Origin of the sequence: Sodalis sp. RH22, assembly GCF_047324165.1 — a bacterium.
Classification (GTDB): domain Bacteria; phylum Pseudomonadota; class Gammaproteobacteria; order Enterobacterales; family Enterobacteriaceae; genus Acerihabitans.
In genome coordinates this window covers 2,366,036-2,385,521 of record NZ_CP178731.1, presented here as the reverse complement: position 1 = coordinate 2,385,521, position 19,486 = coordinate 2,366,036, and the positions used below count along the sequence as shown (strand labels likewise).

Sequence of the window (19,486 nt, the reverse complement as noted above, 5' to 3'; positions counted from 1 at the left end):
CGGAGACTGCGTTATCTTTTCACCCACTCGCGCAGCCGTTGGATGTGCCAATAGAGCGCGGGGATGATAATGATGCCGAGGGCGGTGGCCAACAGCATGCCGCTAAAAACCGTTACCCCGATAATGCGCCGGCTCATCGCGCCGGCGCCGGTTGCCAGCACCAGCGGCATGACGCCGAATATAAATGAAATGGCCGTCATCATTACCGCGCGAAAACGTTGGCGGGCGCCGTCCAGGGCCGCGTCGGAAATGCTGGCGCCTTCTTCCCGCCGGGCTTTGGAAAACTCAACGATCAGTATGGCGTTTTTCGCCGCCAGCCCGATCAAAAGCACCAGACCGATCTGGGCGTAGACATCGTTGGCGAAGCCCATGGCAAAAAGCCCCGCCACCGCGCCGGCCATGGCAAACAGCACTGATAACATCACTACCAGCGGAATACTCCAACTTTCATACTGCGCCACCAAGAATAGATAGGCAAAAACCAGTGCGGCGGCGTAGATAAATACCGCCTGCCCGCCGGCATACTGTTCCTGCCAGGACATGCCGCTCCAGGCATAGCCATAACCCGCGGGCAGCGTTTGCCGCACAATCTTTTCCATGACGTTCATCGCCTGGCCCGAGCTTATGCCCTGCGCGGCCGAGCCGTTGACCGTCACCGCCGGAAACTGGTTAAAATTGGCGATAAACGGCGCGCCCAGTACCGGACTCAGACGGACCAGATTTGCCAGCCTCACCAAGGCGCCGCTATCGCTGCGCACGCTGATCTGCCCGATTTGTTCCTGCCGCTGGCGAAAATCCATGTCGTTTTGCAATTGTACGTTAAACATACGGCCGTTATGGGGGAAATCGCCTACGTTCACTCCGCCCATCGCGCTTTGCAGCGTGGTGAAAATGCGGCTCACCGGCACTTGCAGCAGGGCGGCCCGCTCGCGGTCAATACTCAGGCCTACCTCAGGCACCGAGGCGCTGAAGGTGGTAAATACCCGGTTTAGCCTGGGATCCTCGTTGGCGGCCAGGATCACGGCGCCGGCCACCTGCGCCAGCGCCTGCGGTGATTGGCCTTCCAGCGCCTGGATGCGCAAATCAAAGCCGGAGGCGCTGCCCAGGCCGCTGATGGCCGGCGGATTAAACGCCATAATCATTGCCGCGGGTAGGGTGGATAACTGGGCCTGGATTGTCGGCAACACCTGGTCGACATGCGCGCGTTCGCCCCAGGGTTTCAGCAAGACGAAGGCGAAAGCGGTATTGGGCGCGCCGCCGCCGCTAAGCAGGCTGTAGCCGGTAATTTTAATGACATCCGCGACGGCGGGATTCGCTCGTATCAATTGATATGCCTGGTCCATGACCCGCTGCGTACGGGACAACGAGGCCCCGTCCGGAAGCTGTACGTTAACAAAGAAAAATCCCTGGTCTTCATCAGGCAGGAAAGCGCTGGGCAAGCGGCTATAGCCGAACCAGGTGAGCGCGCCCACCGTCAGTAATATCACCACGCTGATCGCGGCGTGTCGCCCGGTCATCCGGGCGAGGCGGACATAACCGTCGCGAATGGCGTTCAGGCCGCGATTAAAACCGCCAAATATGCCGGTTACCGGCGGTTCGCGCCGTGATAGCAAGACGGCGCACAGTGCCGGGGTGAGGGTGAGGGCGTTGATGCTCGACAAGATGACTGCAGCGGACAGCGTAATGGCGAATTGCCGGTATAGCTCCCCGGTAATGCCGGGCAGGACGGCGATAGGCACAAATACCGCCAGCAGTACCAACGTGGTGGCGATGATGGGACCGGCGATTTGTATCATTGCCTGGCCGGTTGCCGTCGACGGCGTCAGCGTTTCATCCTGCGACATCAGGCGCTCCACGTTTTCCACCACCACAATAGCGTCATCCACCACTACCGTCAGCGCCAGGATAATGGCGAACAAACTGAGGGTGTTGGCGGAGTAACCGAAGATAAACAGCACGGCAAAAGTGCCCAGCAAGGACACCGGTATCGTCAGCGCCACGATAAAGGTCGCACGCAGGCTTTGCAGGAATAAAAAAACCACCGCCAGCACTACCACCAGCGTCAGTCCTAGCGAGATCACGATTTCATCGAGGGTGGCGGTGACCGTGACGGTGGAGTCATATTTAATTTCATAGACCAGGTCCGGCGGGAAGGTGTGCGCCAGCCGCGCCATTTCCGTCCTGACCGCATTGGCCACATTCAGCGCGTTGGAGCCCGGCGCGGCGTACACGCCCATAAAGGCCGCGTCCGTTGAGTTCAGCGCTGAGTTAACCTGGTAATTCTGCGCGCCCAGGTCCACCCGCGCCACATCGCTAAGCCGCACCATGCCGCCTTGGGAATTGGTGCGGATAATGACCTGGGCAAACTGCGCCGCGCCCAGCAGACGTCCCTGGCCGCTGATGGTCAGGGTACGCTGCTGGCCGGAGCTGATGGGCGGCGAGCCGATTTGACCCGCGGCGGCCTGGATATTCTGATCGCGCAAGGCCTGGATGATATCCTGTACGCTGACGTTAAGCGCCTCCATGCGCTGCGGATCCAGCCAGATGCGCATACTGTAATCGCGAGCGCCGAAGATTTGCACGTCGCCGACGCCGTTGATACGGGCGATGGCATCACGGATACGCAGGCTGGTAAAATTACTGACGAACAGATTGTCATGGCTATGCTTAGGCGAAAATACGTTCACGCCCAGCAAAATATTCGAGGAGCGCTTACGTACCGTCACGCCGTTATTATTCACTTCGGCGGGCAGCTGCGCGCTGACCTGGGCAATGCGGTTTTGCACCTCCACCGCCGCCATGTCGGGATCGGTGCCGGTGGCGAAAGTGATATTGAGCTGGTAGCCGCCGCTATTCGCGCTGTTGGATTCCATATAGAGCATATGGCTGACGCCATTGACCTGGGCCTCGATGGGGGAGGCCACGGCTTCGGCCACATCCCGGGCGCTGGCGCCGGGATAAGTGGCGCTGACCGAGACCACCGGCGGCGCGATAGTGGGAAATTGTTCTACCGGTATGACGGTTAAGGCGGTTAGCCCGACAATTGCGGTCACCACCGCGATAACAATAGCGAACTTCGGTCGCCGGATGAAAAAATGCAGCATGGCGCGTCCCTTACCTTGAGGTATCGATTGATGGGGCGGCAAGGGTGGCGTCGACCTCCATGCCAGGCCGTACGCGCTGCAAGCCGTCGACGATAACCCGTTCACCGGCGGTCAATCCTTCTTTAATCTCATATTCCTGCTCAAACTGGCTGCCGGTAACCACCCTACGCACTTCCACCCGCTGGCGGCCGTCGACCACCAGGACAAAAAAACCCTCCCGGTCCTGCTGTAGCGCGGCGATAGGCGCCATGACCACCGGCTGCGCGGGGCCGGCCACCAGCGCGACGTTGACCACGCCCCCGGGCAGCAGCAGATGACGGGGATTGGCAAAACGCGCCCGCACGGTGATGGTGCCGGTCTGGCTGTCAATCTGGTTATCCACCGATTCAAAAACCCCGGGTTCCGCATACTCCTGGCCATTGGCCAATTGCAGGCGGGGGGTATAACCGCTGGCGGACAGATCTTCGGCGTCGCCGGTATGCCGGTAGGCAACGGTGATATAGTCACGTTCATTGATGGCCACCGCCACCCGAATGGGGTCAAGCTGGACGATATGCGCCAGCGCACCGCTCGCCGGGTTGATGAGGCTGCCGGTATTGAAATGACTGTGGCCGATGCGCCCGCCGATGGGCGCAAGGATGCGGGTAAAACCGAGCTGCAGTTCCTGCAGGCGCAGGGTAGCCTGCGCCTGTGACAGCGCCGCGTTGGCGGTGTCCCGCTGCGCCACCGCCGCATCAACATCCGCGCGGCTTACGGATCGCTGTTCCCCCAGGCGCTGTATCCGCGTCAGATTGACCTGGGCGTGCCGCGCGCCGGCATTGGCGCTGTCCACTTGGGCCTGGGCCTGCGCGACCGAGGCCTGGTGCAGGGCGGGATCGATCTCGAATAAGACTTCGCCAGCCGTGACCAATTGTCCGTCGGCGAACTCCCTGCGGGCGATAAACCCTTCGGTGCGGGTCAACACATCCACCGCTTGGATGGCCTCGATGCGCCCCAGGTAATAATGGACGCGCTGCGGCGCCCGTTGCTCAATCATCGCGATGGTAACAGCCGGAGGCGGCGCGGCCGATAACGGCAATATCGTCATGGCGGTGGACAGAAACGCAGCGATATTAAACAACACCACATATTGTTTATTTGACATTATTTCTACACTCATTAATTCATAAGTTATATTTTTGGAAATCGAGATGCTATTCACACTTCACTATTTCATTACACTGGTTATAAAGAGAACGTTAAACTTACCGATAGATAAACGCTGGCTTGCGGTTATTACCAATAAAAACTGTTCGCCTGCCGCGGGCGCCGATCAGGTAAAAGGGAATAAGCTTCGCGCTAATCGGTTTTATTGCGCGTCCATAACAATTTTGGCGTTAATCCTTTTCAACATATAGGGATAAAAGGGATTGGACGCGAGCCGCATTAAGGAGTCCAAACCTACTACCAGCACCGCCCTTTCGCCGCGGGCGGCAAACGCGCCCAGACTGATGCCATATTGATCCTTCGGCTGCGGAAAGCGCCCGTAGAGCGAATCGTTCATCGGGAAGGGCAGCGCCACGTGCGAGAGGGAAAAAATATCCGCCGGATACTGAATGCCCAACAGCTCGGTCGACTCTTCCGTCTGGCCGGCGAGCGTAGTGCGTGCCAGCGTATCAAGGCTATCGGAGGAGACATTGGTGACAATGGTGGTGGTATAGCGGCGCGGCGGCGGCGGTAACAGGCGCGACAGCGCCAGGTAGGAGGAGGTGCGCAGCAAGGGACCGAAGCTTTCTGCCTGGTTCAAATCGAACAGCACCACTTCACTGCCGTTCGCCGGCAGATGCTCAAACAGCGCGGTAATCACGGCGCGGGTGCTGACGGTAGAATCCATTACCGACTGGAAAGCCAAGATAGGCGGCAAGGCGTCCAGGCGGTTATTCGCGGCGTCCTGGGTGATCTGCTGCTGTAGCGCGCGTGTCAGCTCAAAGGATTGCCGGCCGCCATTGACCGGAAAAGAGTTATATTTAAACGGGTTGAATTCGGGGACGATACCCAGCCAGGCCGCCTTGGCGAACGCGGGGAACAGGGCCGGCCAACCCGCCACGCCGGCGAAGCGGGCAAAACGGGTTACGCCTATCATGGGCGATAGCAAAATGATCCGTGTTGGTTTCGTCAGGTGCGGATTCTCCAGCGCGTCGAGCGCGTATTTCATGGCCAGCGCTCCGCCGTTGGAAAACCCGACGATATGTAACGGCGCATCGCCGCCTAGCACCCTGGCCTGGCGTACCGCCAGGCGGGTAGCCGCCATCCAGTCTTCCCATCGCACATCGGTCAGCGCGCCGGGCACCGTGCCGTGCGCGGGCATACGGATGCCGATGGCCACAAAACCCTGCCGGCGGTAGCTTTCCGCGATATGGCGCAGGCTATAAGGCGTGTCGGTCAGGCCGTGCAGCAATACCACCGCCCCCTTGGGCGTTCCCTCCGGCATCAATATATAAGAACGGTTCCAGTTAGTGGCAAACCGATCGGGGAAAATCGGGCTGCCGGAAAAATAGCGGTTTAAGGGTGTCTGCTGGCTGATATCCAGTTTATCCGTTACATTTTCCCGCACGGACTGGAAGAGTTTATTCTCGGCGGCGATATAATCGGCCCAGGTCGCCTTATCAATCTCATCGGCGTGCATATCCTGTGGCACGTACGTGTGCCACAGCTGGAGTTCCGGACCGCGTTCGGTCTCATAGATCCTGATGGCAAACGCAGCGAGACCGAGAATAACCGCAACCATGAGCAAACGGACCATCCATCGGCGGAACATGCGCAAAAGCATAATGATAACTCCCTATAAAACGACATCGCCCCGGCAGTGGGGCAGTGGCCGGGTTAGCGTGGTGAAACCGTGACCCTGCCGCCGCCCGAGGCAATGGCGACACGCTGTCCGACAAAAAACTGGCTGGGGCCCTGTGCCTGGGCGACAATAATCGTCGAACCGTCGTCGCGGCGGATTTCAAGCTCTACGCCCGCGCTGCGATTGGCGGCGCTTTGTATCCCCGAGCCTGCCGCCGCTCCGCCTACGGCACCCGCGGCGGTGGCCAGGCCGCGGCCCGATCCGCCGCCGATGGTGTTGCCTAAAAAGCCGCCGATAACGCCGCCGCCGATGGTGCCGGCAGCGTTTTCGCCATTACCGCCCTGTATCGTGATGGGGCGTACGGAAATTAATGTGCCGTAGGTGACGGTATGGATCTGCCTGGCCTGCGCGGCGGTGAAGGTATCGCCGGATGAGGTGCGGTTGGCGGCGCATCCGCTCAGGACCGCCAGGGAGACGGCAATGATGAGTGATATTCTGGTCATTATGCACCTCTGTTATTTTTGACTTTATACGGCATAGGCGAAATTATGCGTAGGGTTATATTCATATTAAATAGTTTTAATAAAGCACGCGTCGTATAGGTTATCCATAATAGACGTTGGCTTTAGTCATGATGGCCAGGCGCCTGCGGTGCTATCCCTAATATAAAATGTTCCGGCAACGGCGAAAAAAGCCAGCCCCCCGTCCATGACAAAGGATGATAATATGGCTGTGTATGCATCAGATTAATTAATAAATAGGATTATGTAATTATTGTTGTCGGCGAGTAATACTCGCGCTTGCCACTATATAAGCATTATTTATTACACGGTTGTGAGATATTGATCATAATAGCGGGTGAGATGCCGCACTATTTTGCCTCGGTCGGCGCCGGGGAGACGGGCGGCGAATATGCCGCTGTCCTTAGCGTTTAAACGCGGGGCCGGGTGTTATCTGTCGCTTGCCGTGGCGGCGGCGATAATTTAGAATCGATCGTTATGAAAACCTTAAAACCCTCTGCAGGCAAGCCGCGCGGCCGGCCGCGCTCTTTTGATCGCGAGGCGGTATTGGATCGGGCGATGCGTCTGTTCTGGCTGCGCGGATATGAGTCCACTTCCATGGCCGAGCTGCTGAAGGTCATGCAGGTTACCACGCCCAGTGTTTATAGTGCTTTCGGCGATAAAGAGCATCTGTTCCTGGAGGCTATCGCACGTTATATCGATGGTCCGGCCCGGTATCAGGCCGAGGCGTTGAAGGAAAAGACCGCGCGGGCGGCGGTTGAACGCATATTGAGCCAGGCGGTTGAGAGTATTGCCGATACCAGTACGCCGCCGGGATGCATGCTGGCCCTCTCGGTTATCAACTGTTCCGCTGCGTCGGAGCCGGTGCGGAAAATCGTTAACGAGGCCCGACAGGAGACGGAGCGCGCGCTGTGCCGGCGCATCGCGCAGGGTATCGCCGAGGGCGACGTCCCGGCGCAGACAGATGCCGGCGCATTGGCCGGCTTTTTTGCCACGGTGCTGTATGGTTTGTCCATTAAGGCCAAGGAGGGTATTTCGGCGCATGAAGCTCGCGCCGTGGTGGATACCGCCATGCGGGCATGGCCGGCAAACCCGCGCTCCCTTTAACAACTTTGCATTGCGTTCGGTGTTGGCGGGCCTAGCGCGCCATGGGGCGCTCGGTCGGGCGAAAACCCCACGCCCGATTCGACCCCATCGGCACGCTCTCCCTTGAACACGTCTGAGTTGAGTTCGGTGTTGGCGGGCCTAGCGCGCCATGGGGCGCTCGGTCGGGCGAAAACCCCACGCCCGATTCGACCCCATCGGCACGCTCTCCCTTTAACACGTCTGAGTTGAGTTCGGCGTTGGCGGGCCTAGCGCGCCACGGGGCGCTCGGTCGGGCGAAAACCCCACGCCCGATTCGACCCCATCGGCACGCTCTCCCTTGAACACGTCTGAGTTGAGTTCGGTGTTGGCGGGCCTAGCGCGCCATGGGGCGCTCGGTCGGGCGAAAACCCCACGCCCGATTCGACCCCATCGGCACGCTCTCCCTTTAACACGTCTGAGTTGAGTTCGGCGTTGGCGGGCCTAGCGCGCCATGGGGCGCTCGGTCGGGCGAAAACCCCACGCCCGATTCGACCCCATCGGCACGCTCTCCCTTTAACACGTCTGAGTTGAGTTCGGCGTTGGCGGGCCTAGCGCGCCACGGGGCGCTCGGTCGGGCGAAAACCCCACGCCCGATTCGACCCCATCGGCACGCTCTCCCTTGAACACGTTTGCATTGCGTTCGGCGTTGGCGGGCCTAGCGCGCCATGGGGCGCTCGGTCGGGCGAAAACCCCACGCCCGATTCGACCCCATCGGCACGCTCTCCCTTGAACACGTCTGAGTTGAGTTCGGTGTTGGCGGGCCTAGCGCGCCATGGGACGTTCGGTCGGGCGAAAACCCCACGCCCGATTCGACCCCATCGGCACGCTCTCCCTTTAACACGTTTGCATTGCGTTCGGTGTTGGCGGGTGTCAGATTTGCGCCTGGCCGCCGTCGACGAACAGTTCGGCGCCATTGACGAAACTTGCCGCATCCGAGGCGAGGAATACTGCCGCCTTGCCGATTTCATCCGGGTGGCCCACTCTTCCCAGGGGCACCAGCGCCGCGAAGCTGTCCACCAGTGCCTGCTGCTGATCGGACTCCACCAGGCCCAGCAATCCCGGTGTTTTGACCGGACCGGGACTTAAGACGTTAACGCGGATATCCTGTCCTTCCAGATCCTGTATCCAGCTGCGGGCAAAATTACGGATGGCGGCTTTTGTCGCGCTATAGACGCTAAAGTTTTTCCCACCGATAGCAGAGGTGGTTGAGCCGGTAAGGATCACCGACGCGCCTTTTGCCAGCAGGGGCAACGATTTTTGTACGGTAAATAGCACCCCTTTCACGTTGATATTGAACGTGCGATCGTAGTGTTCTTCGGTAATATCGGCCAGCCCGAGTAGCTCACCGCCGCCGGCGTTAGCGACCACGATATCCAAGTGTCCCTTGTGTTCCTTGATGCGGGCGAAAAGGTTATCAAGCGCGCCGAGGTCGGCGACGTCGGCCTGGATGCCGAAGGCGTTAGAACCCAGTTCGGCCAAGGCGTCATCCAGCTGCGCCTGGCGGCGCGCGGTGATAAAGACAAACGCGCCTTCATTGATAAACTGCCTGGCAATGCCCAGTCCGATTCCGGTGCTGCCGCCCGTGACCAACGCTATCTTACCTTGGAGTGATTGACTCATGCTGTCACCTTGGTTGTAAGTTAAGGGAAAATCCCGGTTGTGGTTCCGTATAAGGAGATACTTTAATTTCGTAATTAACGTTACGAAATTAAAGGGTGGGAATGTGCACGTCAAGGCTTTTCATATCAAATGTTATGAAATTAGTGAGAATGCTTTGTTAAATAATGAGCAACCCTTCCCGGCCATAACGGCGGTAGGCGCTAACGAGGAAAGGGCGTCAGACGGCGGGAGAATGATGGGGCGCCGCCTGTGTCAGTATGGTGGCGCAATCGATGATAGCCGTTAACTTTTGGTTTCCCGGGTGACCCAGCCGGCAATTTCCTGGTAGGGAACGAACATCGTCTGATTCCGCTTGGGATGCGTCGCGGTGAAAACCCCGACTATCGCGCCATCCTGTGCATAAACCGGACCGCCGCTCATTCCCGGCACGCCGCCGGCGTCGCTCAGGCCGACCAGGCAACTGGTGCCGGGTTTATCCCACCAGCCGAATTCCTTTAACTCGCCGCTTGAAGAGGTTGGCATCGCGGTATAGGCGTTGTACCCATAGAGTCTGAGTTTATCGCCTTTGCCCGCCGTCTCAAGCTTGGGCAAGGCGCGTCCGGTATTATCGTGGTAGATAATGGCCACATCACACAGAGGGTTGTAAGCCTTTACCTTGACCATCATCATCTTCGCTACATGTCCGGCGGTCAGGCTGTACTTCGCGGTGAGGGGAAAGCTGGATCCGATGGCTCCCGCCAGGACGGGAATGCCGATAAAATGGAAGTCCGCTTTATTTTCCGCGGTCTGATCAACTTTGTAATGGCCGACACCGGTACATGCCGATAACAACAAAGGAAATAAAGTAAAAAGAATGTTAATTTTCATCGTTGCCGCTTCATCATTGTTCTGGTGATAAAATTGATCGGCGAATTGATCAAGCCTGGCTAATATGTCTTGCCAGTAGGATTAACGGCTTAAGGTGAGAATTCTTTAGCCTGAAAATCGTAATTATTATTTTTTTATATTGGCGTCATAAAAAATGATGGCGATAGCGTATAAAGAATAAATAAAAAAATTAACTTAAGTCAAATAATCAAATCATAAAGTCCTGTCGCGCCTTCTTATCGCTGCCATAGGAAATTTAATCTATGCCAAAAAGTGTAATATTATGATTCAAATGACTTTTAAGTGAAGATGCCAATGATGAAAATCATTCTATGCTGGAATAATAAAGACGTTGCCATCGCTGGTTACGGATAGTGCGAAAAAACATGCCGGGGATAACGTTAATAACATTTCACAGGAAAAGGCGGCAAGGTGAAAATTAATATTCCCGTAGTGGATAGGTTAAATCGGCAGTGGCTAATGCTGAATAAAGTCAAATTTTTTCTCTATCTGCGGGAGTTTATTCCCAATTGGTTATCACAATGATAATCGCTTCACCCTTCTTTTTTATCGGGTGGAGACTTCAGTAACAAGGGGATTGGCAACGGGATTAACCGGCCATATCAAATAGTGTTTAGGCGGAGTTAAGGACGGGAAGGCTAAGATTTTTGTTTTAAGGTGAGACCAAGGTGATAAATAAAAAATCTTTCTCGGGCCGGTCCCTGGCGGTGGCGTTGATGCTGGCCGGCTGCGCCGACAGGGTGGGGATAACCGATCGCGGCGGCTATGGGGTCGATACGTCTATAGCGTCGTTAAACCAGGATGAGAGAGTGCGCTATCTGGTTATGCATTATACCGCCGTTGATGATGGGGCGTCGCTGGCTTTGCTGACACGGGGCACGGCAAGCGCGCATTATCTGGTATCGTCCGCTCCCCCGCTGATCAACGGCAAGGCGGTGGCGCAGCAGCTGGTGCCCGAGGACAAGCGCGCCTGGCATGCAGGGATAAGCGAATGGAACGGGCGTAGCAATCTTAACGATACCTCTATCGGTATCGAAATCGTCAATCCGGGTTTCACCGAATCGGCCGCGGGGAAGCGTTGGTATCCCTACGCCCCCGAACAGGTCGAGCTGGTGGCGCGTTTGGCTGAAGATATTATCCGGCGCTACCAGATACGCCCCGATAACGTGGTGGGGCATAGCGATATCGCACCGCTGAGGAAAACCGATCCCGGCCCGCTGTTCCCCTGGGCCCAACTGGCCGAGCGCGGCATCGGCGCCTGGCCAGATAAACACGTAGTGGATAAATATCTGGCGGGCAGGGCGCCGGAAGCTGACGCGCCGGTGGCTAACATCCAGCGCGCCTTAATTAAATACGGTTACAGCCTGCCGCTCCATGGCAAGGCCGATGAGGAAACCATCCGGGTTATCAGCGCATTCCAGATGCATTTCCGCCCCGCAAATTTTTCCGGTCGGGCGGACGCTGAAACCGAGGCCATTGCCCTGGCCTTACTGGAAAAATACCGTGCATAATTATCCTGCCCCGTCCGTTAGTCCAGCCCGGGCGGGGATACAGCATGCGCAGGCACAGTGCAGGCGACGGGTAAATGCTTTCATCTTGTCCCCTGCAGCGGCGGATCAGCCGCCTTATCGGCATAATTCTGCGCGATACTTACACAATCACTCACACAAACGGTGTGTAATCAGGTAAAATAGAATGTTGTTTCAGGCGAAAAATGAAAATGCGGAGGTATACCTGTCATGAATTCGAGTAATCAGCAACCTATCGAAACCAACACCAAACCCATCACCACAACGTTGTCAGGCGTCATTACCAAGTCCCCGAGCCGTATCAAAGGCAACACCGGCCGCCCTATGGTAAAAGCGACCATCCTGGCGGAAAGCGATAAGCGCAGCTCGTATCCCCTCACCGTGGTCGGCTTCGACATCATGGCGCTGGAACTGATGGCGCATTTACGTGGGGAACGTCTGACCATTACCGGACGCATGGAGTGGAACGGCGGTTATTCCATCGTCGCGGATCAAATTATCGCCGTCTGATGAACTACCCCTTCGGGGGCACTTCTTCAGGTCTGGTAGTCAGTGCTGTTGTCCCTACTGCGTTTGTTTATCCTGCAGCAACCTTCAGGCTTCCAACTATAAAAAGTGTTCACCGCCACAGCGAAAGAGGCCGTTTGGCCACGAGCCTTCTGTTATCCCGTGGCGTGGGATAAATTATTTTTAGCTTGCTTATTAATGATTTGCACGGCTTCGTTTCGATGTATTTAGCATATATGTTCATTTATGCAACATTTAGTGGTTGAAAAATTAATAATAGAAAAAGTGCTTGCTATCACCATCGCACTATGTGTAAATAGCGTCATCGGTTTGTAGTACAGACCTATTTATGAATGTCATTTTAGTAAAGTTGTTCCGGTAAAGACGATATTTCAATATACCGTATCTCCGAGGAATTTCCTTCTCTAGTGCTCCCATAAGTAAATCCTGACAAGCAGACCACAATCGCCTTATGGCGGCCCTATTAAAAGGAAACAACAATGTCTAATAAAATGACCGGTTCAGTAAAATGGTTTGATGCTGGTAAAGGTTTTGGTTTCATCACCCCTGCTGACGGTAGCAAAGATGTGTTCGTTCACTTCTCTGCAATCCAGAGCAATGATTTCAAAACCCTGGACGAAGGCCAACAGGTCGAGTTCAACATCGAACAAGGCCAGAAAGGCCCGTCTGCAACTAACGTCGTTGCGCTGTAATATACAGCTGAGGCTGTGGTAAGGTTCTTGCGATAGCGATGATGGCCCAGGCCGGAGCAGTCAAGTAACCCTAACCCAACCCAAAGATTCCGAACCCCGACTCTGTCGGGGTTTTTTTATGTCTTCGCGAATTTTAATGCTAAAATTCCGCTTCGACTTAATAAGGATATGGGTATGACGAAAAATTGTGTCTGGGGTCTGCTGGCATTGACCCTGAGCGGGTGCGCCGGTTATACCGACTATCCCTCTGCGGCCAAAACCGCCGCGCCTGCGGACGTGGCCGGCGTGTGGATGACCACCGGGCCGCAAAAGGAGCTGGCCGATCCGGCCGCCATCGCCACTTTTATCGTGACCCGGTCGGGCGACACCCTTGATTGCCGTCAATGGCAGCGCACCATCGCGCGGCGGGGCAAGCTGACCTGGCGCGGCGACAATCTGTACAACGTCAATGTCAAGAACGAGTACAGCACGGTGACCGTAAACGACGGCGTCATGAAATTCAGCCGCTTAACGCTGCATCGCGTGCAAAAGCCGACCGTTGAATGCCAGGCCTTTGTGGTTTATCACGATGGCGACTATGCCTTTGCCGATGAGGCCGTCGCCAAGCCGCAGCCGGCTAAGACCCATAAGAAGGCCAGCGGCGTGGAAAGACGGCAAAAATAGTCATCAGCGGCTATGGCTTCCCATAGCGCCGATGCAGGCGTTATGGCGCGCTAATGCTGCAGCCGGCGTGCGGGTTCTTAACCCGCACGCCCTAATGCCACTGCTTCAACACCCCAGCGCGCCGCCGGGTCCGGCCCTTTTTGCATCCCATCTTCCTTAAGGCCATTCAACCAAGGGTGATCACCAGCTTGCCCGTGGCATGTCCTGCGGCGCTGCGTTTATATGCGTCTGCGGCTTCTTCAAGCGGGAACGTCTTATCCAGAGGCATGCGGAACACGCCTTCCGTATACAGCCGCGCCGCTTCGGACAAGACCCGTTCAGGATGGTTCTGTGGCGCGAAAGATCCCTGCGCCCCGTGCAGCGGCGCGGTGGCATCAACAATGGAAAGAACGCGGGAAGGATCGCCGACCAGCGCGAGAAGCGTGGGAAGGATGCCCGGGCCGGCCAGATCGAGCGCGGCATTGACGCCGGCCGGCGCGATGTGGCCGATTCTTTCAACCAGGCCCGGGCCATAGGTTGTCGGGACGGCGCCGAGCCCGCGCAGGTATTCATGCTTCGGGGCGCTCGCGGTGCCAATGACGATGATCCCGCGGTAACGCGCGAATTGGATTACCGCGGAACCAACGCCACCGGCCGCTCCGTTTACCAGCAGCGTTTCGCCGGCCTTCACGCCAATCTGCGCAAGAATGCGCGTCGCGGTTTCGACCACCACCGGGAAACCACCCGCCTGCGCGAACGGCAGGCCGTCGGGCTTGCGGGCCCAATGAGTCAGAACCGCGTATTGCGCCGCCGTGTTAATGCCGTAGCCGAAGACGGCATCGCCAAGGCTAACGTCGGTACTGCCTTCGCCGACTTCATCCACCACGCCCGCGCCCTCGACACCGATGCCCGAAGGCAGCGCAATAGGCCGGCCGCGCCAGCAGCCGGCCCGAAGCTTCATGCCGTCCGAAGGGTTGACGCCGGCGGCCCGGACGGCAATCCGCACCTGGCCGGGACCGGCGTGGGGTTCGTTAATATCCGCCACCTGCAGGACTTCGGGACCGCCGTATGCGCTGAATTGCACTGCTTTCATAAAAAACTCCCCTGGAAAAACGCAAGGCGAGCGGCCTTGGTTATGCGTTGACGGTAAAAAAAACTGGCGGCACCAGACGGATTTGCGCACGCAGGTCTGCGGCGCTTTTGGCAATGTGCGGTCGCCTGGCGTGCGCGCGATTCCCTGGCGGACGCGCGGGTTACACCTCTCTGTCGGTATTTTATATACTCAGTATAAATAAATACTGAGTATATATAAAGGCCTGTGCAAAAATCAGCCCGGCCGGGGTTTCTGGCCAGCAACCGTAAACGGTCTCCCATAGTGCAAACCAGGGCCGTGTCGAGGTGGCTAAAATTTAAATTTGAATAAAATTATTTAAAATCAATAAATTATAATAATGGCATTCAAATTGCTTCCACGAAGGAGGGCTTGCCAATAAAAGGACATTACGATGAAAGCGATTATCATTGGTGCGGGGATGGGGGGCGCCAGCGCGGGCATCGCGCTGCGCAATGTCGGCTATCAAACCGAAATCTATGAAGCGGTCACGGATATCAAGCCGGTGGGGGCGGCCATTTCCATTTGGCCTAATGGTGTTAAATGTCTGAATTTTTTGGGTCTTGGCCCACAGATAAAAGCCCTTGGCGGCGATATGGCCACTATGGCATACGCGGATTATCGTACCGGGCGAATCCTGACCCGTTTTCCCCTGCGCCCGCTGGTGGAGCGCGTCGGTGAGTTCCCGTATCCCACCGCCCGCGCCGAGCTGCAAGCCATGTTATTGGATGAATTCGGCCGCGAGCGCGTCTTTCTCAATAAACGCCTGACGCGCATTGAGGATAATGGCTCCCAGGTAACGGCATGGTTTGCGGACGGCAGCGCCGCTACCGGCGATCTGCTTATCGGTGCTGATGGCACCCACTCTCTGGCGCGGGATTATGTGCTGGGCCACCGGGTGGCGCGGCGCTATGCGGGCTACGTCAACTGGAATGGCCTGGTAGCCGTCGACGAGGACATCGCGCCGGCTAACCAATGGACCACGTTTGTCGGCCAGGGCAAGCGGGTATCGCTGATGCCGGTGGCGGGCCGGCGCTTTTATTATTTTTTTGACGTGCCGCTGCCAAAAGGGCTGGAACAGGAGCGCGGCCGGGCGCGGGAAGCTTTACGGGAGTATTTTTCCGGCTGGTGCGCGCCGGTGCAGCGGTTGATAACGCAGCTGGATCCCTTGGGCGTCAATCGGGTGGAAATCCATGATATCGAGCCGTTCAGCACCTTTACGCGCGGTCGGGTGGCCCTGCTGGGCGACGCGGCCCATAGCACCACGCCTGACATCGGGCAGGGAGGCTGCGCGGCGATGGAAGACGCCGTGGTACTGGCGCTGGCGCTGCGCACGCATTCTCTCGGCATTGAAGATGCCCTGCTGCGCTACCAGGAAAAGCGGGTGGAGCGGGTCAGGTCGCTGGTGCTGAAAGCCCGCAAGCGGTGCGATATTACCCATGGCAAAGATCCCCAGGCCACCCGCCGCTGGTATCAAGATCTGGAAAATGAAACCGGGGAAAATATTCTTACCGGCCTGGCCGACACCATCTTAGGCGGACCGCTGTAGGGGCAGGGGGCTTGCCGTGACGGTCTGAGGCGGAAAACCGTGGCGACTGAATGTCGGTTTTTCGCCTGTAATCGTTATCAATTATGTCCGGCCAGGCGGGACGGGAAGATAACCTATTGTCATTTTTGGTAAATCCGCCGCCGGCGTATGGTAATATATCTGCAGAATCGCTAGGCTGGGCAGCCTAAGAAAATAAGCGCCTTTTATCGTTACCTCCTGTGCGGATGTCTGATGACTGAGAATACCTGTTTTGGTTTGCCCGCGCGCTTGGTGGGATGCTTAAGGTCGCCGTCAATGCCGCTCTTCGCCTCCTTTAGCAATAAACCATGAGATCTTCGCGCTGATAGCATCCGGCGATTATTGGCTTAACGATCAGGACCAGGATTGATGGAGCGCCTTGAATGGTGTTCCCAACAACTTTATGAAGAATCAATGAAATGGCATACCCGCAAAAATTTTCGCTTTCGCTCCTCCACCCGCGTTACTGGCTGACCTGGTTCGGCCTGGGAGTGCTTTTCCTGCTGGTGCAACTGCCTTATCCGGTGTTACATACCCTGGGCGGCTGGCTTGGCCGTTTATCGATGCCATTCCTGAAACGCCGGGCCGCGATTACGCGCCGTAACCTTGAACTCTGTTTTCCCAATATGGATAAGCAGAAGCTCGAGCGGACTATCATCAATAATTTCACCTCCGCCGGCATGGGCTTAATGGAAACCGGCATGGCCTGGTTCTGGTCGGATGCCCGCGTTAAACGCTGGTTTGACGTCTTCGGCCTGCACAATCTGCAGCGGGCGAACGAACATAACCAGGGGGTTATGGTCATCGGCATCCATTTTATGTCCCTTGAGCTGGGCGGACGCGCCATGGGGCTGTGCCAGCCGATGATGGCCATGTACCGTCCCCATAATAATAAAGCCATGGAACTGGTACAAACCTGGGGCAGGATGCGGTCCAACAAGGCGATGCTGGACCGCAAGGATTTACGCGGCATGGTCCATTCGCTCAAGCAGGGCGAAACGGTCTGGTTTGCTCCCGATCAGGATTATGGCCCGCGCGGCAGTATTTTTGCCCCTTTCTTCGCGGTTGACCAGGCGGCTACAACCCGCGGCACCTATACGCTGGCCCGGCTGGCACAGCCCAAGCTGGTGCCGGTGGTGCTGATCCGTAAAAAGAACGGTAAGGGGTACCGTCTGCTGATCCAGCCGCAGCTGGAAAATTATCCGCTGGACGATGAAATGGCCGCAACCTGCTATATGAATAAAATCGTCGAACAGGAAATCATGCGCGCGCCTGACCAATACCTCTGGATGCACCGTCGCTTTAAGACGCGTCCGTTGGGCGAATTGTCCCTCTATATATAAGTGCGGCGTGGCCGGGCACGGCGTCAGTTTTGCCTCCCGGCCGGTGACGCAGGCCGATCGTTTGAAATAACGCCAATTCACCTCTTTTATCCTGCCATCGCGCCCTGCGGATGTTCTTATACTAGCGGCTTTAATATCATGAGTTCATGGATCCGCGAAAATGCATATTACGCACTATAGGGCCTGGGCAATGGTTTTCCTATTCAGCGCGCTATTCTGGATGACGATGATAAGCGCAATTTATTTGTTGCTTAAAAATTAATTTTTGTAGAGCAAAAGCGATAATTGTTGCCGAGAAGGCGGTGTTGACGACATTATGCTGCGGCGACAGTGAGATGGCTTCTTTTAGGATTAATCCTAAAATATAGTCCGGATCCATTGTAAGCGCCAAGAGTGCGAAATCAGTGCCAAAATACTAAAATTTATTTTATAAGTACGCTGAAAAGACTCGTTTTTTTGTGTTTATCCCGGCTGGGGACCCGTAGGCGGGTGATAAGAAAACCGCGGTGTATTAATTTTTGTTACCAATATTACAAAAAATTACCAGTACACCTGCCGTGTCGATTCGTTACACTATCAGCCTTTCGTTACTCGCTGGTTTAAAAACCTCAAAATCATTTGATAGGTAAATTATGTTACGCAATGGCCGCTCTCGGGCAGTATGGCTTCTGACTATCCTGGGAATGTCCCTGGCTAGTTTTTCGACTTTTGCTGATACGGATATCTTTACCGCGCTGGACGATCCTTCCACTGCGAAAAAAAGTTTCGACGGCAATCTTCAAGCCGGCTACAACGCGCAGTCCGGCAACTCCACCAGCTCTTCACTGGCGGCAAGCAGCACCATGACCTGGTTCCAGCCGACCAATGCCTACAGTATCTGGGCCGAAGCGGCAAATAACTCAACCGATGATGAACGCTCTTCGGAAAAGTATCAGGCCGGTGCGCGTGCGCGTCATAATTTGGATGATGATAATTTCCTGTTTACGCAGGGCAGCTGGTTAAGCGATCGTTTCAACGGTTATCGCTCGCGTTCAACCCTGACCGCGGGTTACGGCCGGCAGGTCTTGAACGGACCGGTCAGCCACCTGCGGTTGGAAGCGGGTCCCGGCGTAAGGCACGATGAATTCCAGGGCGGCGGTCGCCAGACCAAGGCATTGGCCTACGGTGCGGCATCTTATGCTTATCAGCTGACCGACAGCACGCAATTTATCCAGGGCGTTTCCATTCTTGGTAACGAGGATATCACGGCGAATTCCGAAACCGGGCTGAGCGTGGCCATCAATAGCCATTTTGCGTTGAAGATGACCTATGATGTCACTTATAACAGCACCACGCCGGATAGCGCGCCGAAACACACCGATACCAAGACGGCGGTTTCCCTGGTCTATAATATGCAATAGCAGGCTGATGCCTGGTTAAAATCTTATTTTACTATTTCTTGTCACGTTTTAGCGATCTTAAGCTGGACAAAGGGCTTGCCACTTGCTGTACTACTACCCGACACAGAGTTTGTGTCTATCATTTATTGAAAGGTAAGTTTGATGTCTAAGATTAAAGGTAGCGTTAAGTGGTTCAATGAATCTAAAGGATTCGGTTTCATTACTCCTGAAGATGGCAGTAAAGATGTGTTTGTTCATTTCTCCGCCATCCAGAGTAATGGTTTCAAAACGCTGGCCGAAGGCCAACGCGTTGAATTTGAAATCACTAACGGCGCCAAAGGCCCATCGGCTGCTGACGTTACAGCTATTTAAGATAGCCAGTATTCTGAAAAACCCGCTTAATGCGGGTTTTTTTTATGCCTGAAATCCCGTAATCGCCGAACTGAGCGACAAGGTGTTAAAGGGAAAGCGCCCCATGGCACGGCAGGCCCGCCAACACAGAACGCAATGCAGCCGTGTTCAAGGGAGAGCGTGCCGATGGGGCCGAATCGGGCGTGGGGTTTTCGCCCGACCGAGCGCCCCATGGCACGGTATGCCCGCCAACACAGAA

Annotated in this window: 16 protein-coding genes; 9 read left to right on the top strand and 7 right to left on the bottom strand. The window is 56.2% G+C overall.

All coding sequences use genetic code 11. The features are described from left to right. Nucleotides 1-11: 11 nt before the first annotated feature. From ACL2XN_RS10845 to ACL2XN_RS10830, 4 genes are all read right to left on the bottom strand, one after another. Nucleotides 12-3,104 carry an efflux RND transporter permease subunit gene (locus ACL2XN_RS10845; protein WP_413727065.1) on the bottom strand — a complete coding sequence of 1,031 codons (3,093 nt, stop codon included), beginning with the start codon at nucleotides 3,102-3,104 and terminating at the stop codon, nucleotides 12-14. 10 nt (nucleotides 3,105-3,114) lie between these two features. Then, nucleotides 3,115-4,191, bottom strand: a complete 1,077-nt coding sequence (locus ACL2XN_RS10840; RefSeq protein WP_413730969.1) for an efflux RND transporter periplasmic adaptor subunit — start codon at nucleotides 4,189-4,191, stop codon at nucleotides 3,115-3,117. A gap of 261 nt (nucleotides 4,192-4,452) precedes the next feature. Next, a complete protein-coding gene (locus tag ACL2XN_RS10835) occupies nucleotides 4,453-5,886 on the bottom strand; it encodes an alpha/beta hydrolase (RefSeq protein ID WP_413723407.1) in 1,434 nt (477 codons plus the stop codon). Between the two features lie 80 nt (nucleotides 5,887-5,966). After that, nucleotides 5,967-6,434, bottom strand: coding sequence for a glycine zipper 2TM domain-containing protein (locus tag ACL2XN_RS10830; protein WP_413727064.1), 468 nt, complete (start codon nucleotides 6,432-6,434; stop codon nucleotides 5,967-5,969). Nucleotides 6,435-6,929: 495 nt separating this feature from the next. Here ACL2XN_RS10830 and ACL2XN_RS10825 point away from each other — a divergent pair, with 495 nt between their 5' ends. After that, on the top strand, nucleotides 6,930-7,559 hold the full coding sequence (locus ACL2XN_RS10825; protein ID WP_410016122.1) for a TetR/AcrR family transcriptional regulator: 630 nt from the start codon (nucleotides 6,930-6,932) through the stop codon (nucleotides 7,557-7,559). A gap of 888 nt (nucleotides 7,560-8,447) precedes the next feature. Here ACL2XN_RS10825 and ACL2XN_RS10820 read toward each other — a convergent pair. Next, the gene (locus tag ACL2XN_RS10820; protein ID WP_413722279.1) at nucleotides 8,448-9,197 is read right to left on the bottom strand and encodes an SDR family oxidoreductase; all 750 of its coding nucleotides are present in this window, start codon (nucleotides 9,195-9,197) and stop codon (nucleotides 8,448-8,450) included. Between the two features lie 282 nt (nucleotides 9,198-9,479). Continuing rightward, complete coding sequence (locus ACL2XN_RS10815; RefSeq protein ID WP_413730769.1) at nucleotides 9,480-10,064, bottom strand: trypsin-like peptidase domain-containing protein; 585 nt, start codon at nucleotides 10,062-10,064, stop codon at nucleotides 9,480-9,482. Between the two features lie 737 nt (nucleotides 10,065-10,801). On the opposite strand from ACL2XN_RS10815, the gene ACL2XN_RS10810 reads away from it, so the two are divergent. The 4 genes from ACL2XN_RS10810 (at nucleotide 10,802) to ACL2XN_RS10795 (ending at nucleotide 13,497) form a co-directional block, all read left to right on the top strand. After that, nucleotides 10,802-11,596: an N-acetylmuramoyl-L-alanine amidase gene (locus ACL2XN_RS10810; RefSeq protein WP_413730968.1), complete on the top strand. Its 795-nt coding sequence runs from the start codon at nucleotides 10,802-10,804 to the stop codon at nucleotides 11,594-11,596. 228 nt (nucleotides 11,597-11,824) lie between these two features. After that, the gene (locus ACL2XN_RS10805; RefSeq protein ID WP_410016119.1) at nucleotides 11,825-12,124 is read left to right on the top strand and encodes a hypothetical protein; all 300 of its coding nucleotides are present in this window, start codon (nucleotides 11,825-11,827) and stop codon (nucleotides 12,122-12,124) included. Between the two features lie 497 nt (nucleotides 12,125-12,621). Beyond that, complete coding sequence (gene cspA / locus ACL2XN_RS10800; RefSeq protein WP_131864725.1) at nucleotides 12,622-12,834, top strand: RNA chaperone/antiterminator CspA; 213 nt, start codon at nucleotides 12,622-12,624, stop codon at nucleotides 12,832-12,834. Nucleotides 12,835-13,008: 174 nt separating this feature from the next. Further along, nucleotides 13,009-13,497, top strand: a complete 489-nt coding sequence (locus ACL2XN_RS10795) for a hypothetical protein (protein WP_410016118.1) — start codon at nucleotides 13,009-13,011, stop codon at nucleotides 13,495-13,497. A 166-nt stretch (nucleotides 13,498-13,663) separates the two neighbouring features. Here the strand turns inward: ACL2XN_RS10795 and ACL2XN_RS10790 are convergent, their stop codons facing one another. Further along, complete coding sequence (locus tag ACL2XN_RS10790) at nucleotides 13,664-14,569, bottom strand: NADP-dependent oxidoreductase (protein WP_413730768.1); 906 nt, start codon at nucleotides 14,567-14,569, stop codon at nucleotides 13,664-13,666. Between the two features lie 412 nt (nucleotides 14,570-14,981). Here ACL2XN_RS10790 and hpxO point away from each other — a divergent pair, with 412 nt between their 5' ends. The 4 genes from hpxO (at nucleotide 14,982) to cspE (ending at nucleotide 19,248) form a co-directional block, all read left to right on the top strand. Beyond that, nucleotides 14,982-16,136, top strand: coding sequence for an FAD-dependent urate hydroxylase HpxO (hpxO, locus tag ACL2XN_RS10785; RefSeq protein WP_413722282.1), 1,155 nt, complete (start codon nucleotides 14,982-14,984; stop codon nucleotides 16,134-16,136). Between the two features lie 437 nt (nucleotides 16,137-16,573). Beyond that, a complete protein-coding gene (gene lpxP, locus ACL2XN_RS10780) occupies nucleotides 16,574-17,497 on the top strand; it encodes a kdo(2)-lipid IV(A) palmitoleoyltransferase (RefSeq protein ID WP_410016115.1) in 924 nt (307 codons plus the stop codon). A gap of 632 nt (nucleotides 17,498-18,129) precedes the next feature. Further along, nucleotides 18,130-18,897 (top strand): YdiY family protein, encoded by a 768-nt coding sequence (locus ACL2XN_RS10775; protein ID WP_410016114.1) that lies wholly within the window; start codon nucleotides 18,130-18,132, stop codon nucleotides 18,895-18,897. Nucleotides 18,898-19,038: 141 nt separating this feature from the next. Beyond that, on the top strand, nucleotides 19,039-19,248 hold the full coding sequence (gene cspE, locus ACL2XN_RS10770; RefSeq protein ID WP_331118480.1) for a transcription antiterminator/RNA stability regulator CspE: 210 nt from the start codon (nucleotides 19,039-19,041) through the stop codon (nucleotides 19,246-19,248). The last annotated feature ends 238 nt before the right edge of the window (nucleotides 19,249-19,486 follow it).

Bases quoted from the DNA above. Each gene is read 5' to 3' on its own strand.
- ACL2XN_RS10845 (WP_413727065.1), bottom strand. From the start codon at position 3,104: ATGCTGCATTTTTTCATCCGGCGACCGAAGTTCGCTATTGTTATCGCG.
- ACL2XN_RS10840 (WP_413730969.1), bottom strand. From the start codon at position 4,191: ATGACGATATTGCCGTTATCGGCCGCGCCGCCTCCGGCTGTTACCATC.
- ACL2XN_RS10835 (WP_413723407.1), bottom strand. From the start codon at position 5,886: ATGGTCCGTTTGCTCATGGTTGCGGTTATTCTCGGTCTCGCTGCGTTT.
- ACL2XN_RS10830 (WP_413727064.1), bottom strand. From the start codon at position 6,434: ATGACCAGAATATCACTCATCATTGCCGTCTCCCTGGCGGTCCTGAGC.
- ACL2XN_RS10825 (WP_410016122.1), top strand. From the start codon at position 6,930: ATGAAAACCTTAAAACCCTCTGCAGGCAAGCCGCGCGGCCGGCCGCGC.
- ACL2XN_RS10820 (WP_413722279.1), bottom strand. From the start codon at position 9,197: ATGAGTCAATCACTCCAAGGTAAGATAGCGTTGGTCACGGGCGGCAGC.
- ACL2XN_RS10815 (WP_413730769.1), bottom strand. From the start codon at position 10,064: ATGAAAATTAACATTCTTTTTACTTTATTTCCTTTGTTGTTATCGGCA.
- ACL2XN_RS10810 (WP_413730968.1), top strand. From the start codon at position 10,802: ATGCTGGCCGGCTGCGCCGACAGGGTGGGGATAACCGATCGCGGCGGC.
- ACL2XN_RS10805 (WP_410016119.1), top strand. From the start codon at position 11,825: ATGAATTCGAGTAATCAGCAACCTATCGAAACCAACACCAAACCCATC.
- cspA (WP_131864725.1), top strand. From the start codon at position 12,622: ATGTCTAATAAAATGACCGGTTCAGTAAAATGGTTTGATGCTGGTAAA.
- ACL2XN_RS10795 (WP_410016118.1), top strand. From the start codon at position 13,009: ATGACGAAAAATTGTGTCTGGGGTCTGCTGGCATTGACCCTGAGCGGG.
- ACL2XN_RS10790 (WP_413730768.1), bottom strand. From the start codon at position 14,569: ATGAAAGCAGTGCAATTCAGCGCATACGGCGGTCCCGAAGTCCTGCAG.
- hpxO (WP_413722282.1), top strand. From the start codon at position 14,982: ATGAAAGCGATTATCATTGGTGCGGGGATGGGGGGCGCCAGCGCGGGC.
- lpxP (WP_410016115.1), top strand. From the start codon at position 16,574: ATGGCATACCCGCAAAAATTTTCGCTTTCGCTCCTCCACCCGCGTTAC.
- ACL2XN_RS10775 (WP_410016114.1), top strand. From the start codon at position 18,130: ATGTTACGCAATGGCCGCTCTCGGGCAGTATGGCTTCTGACTATCCTG.
- cspE (WP_331118480.1), top strand. From the start codon at position 19,039: ATGTCTAAGATTAAAGGTAGCGTTAAGTGGTTCAATGAATCTAAAGGA.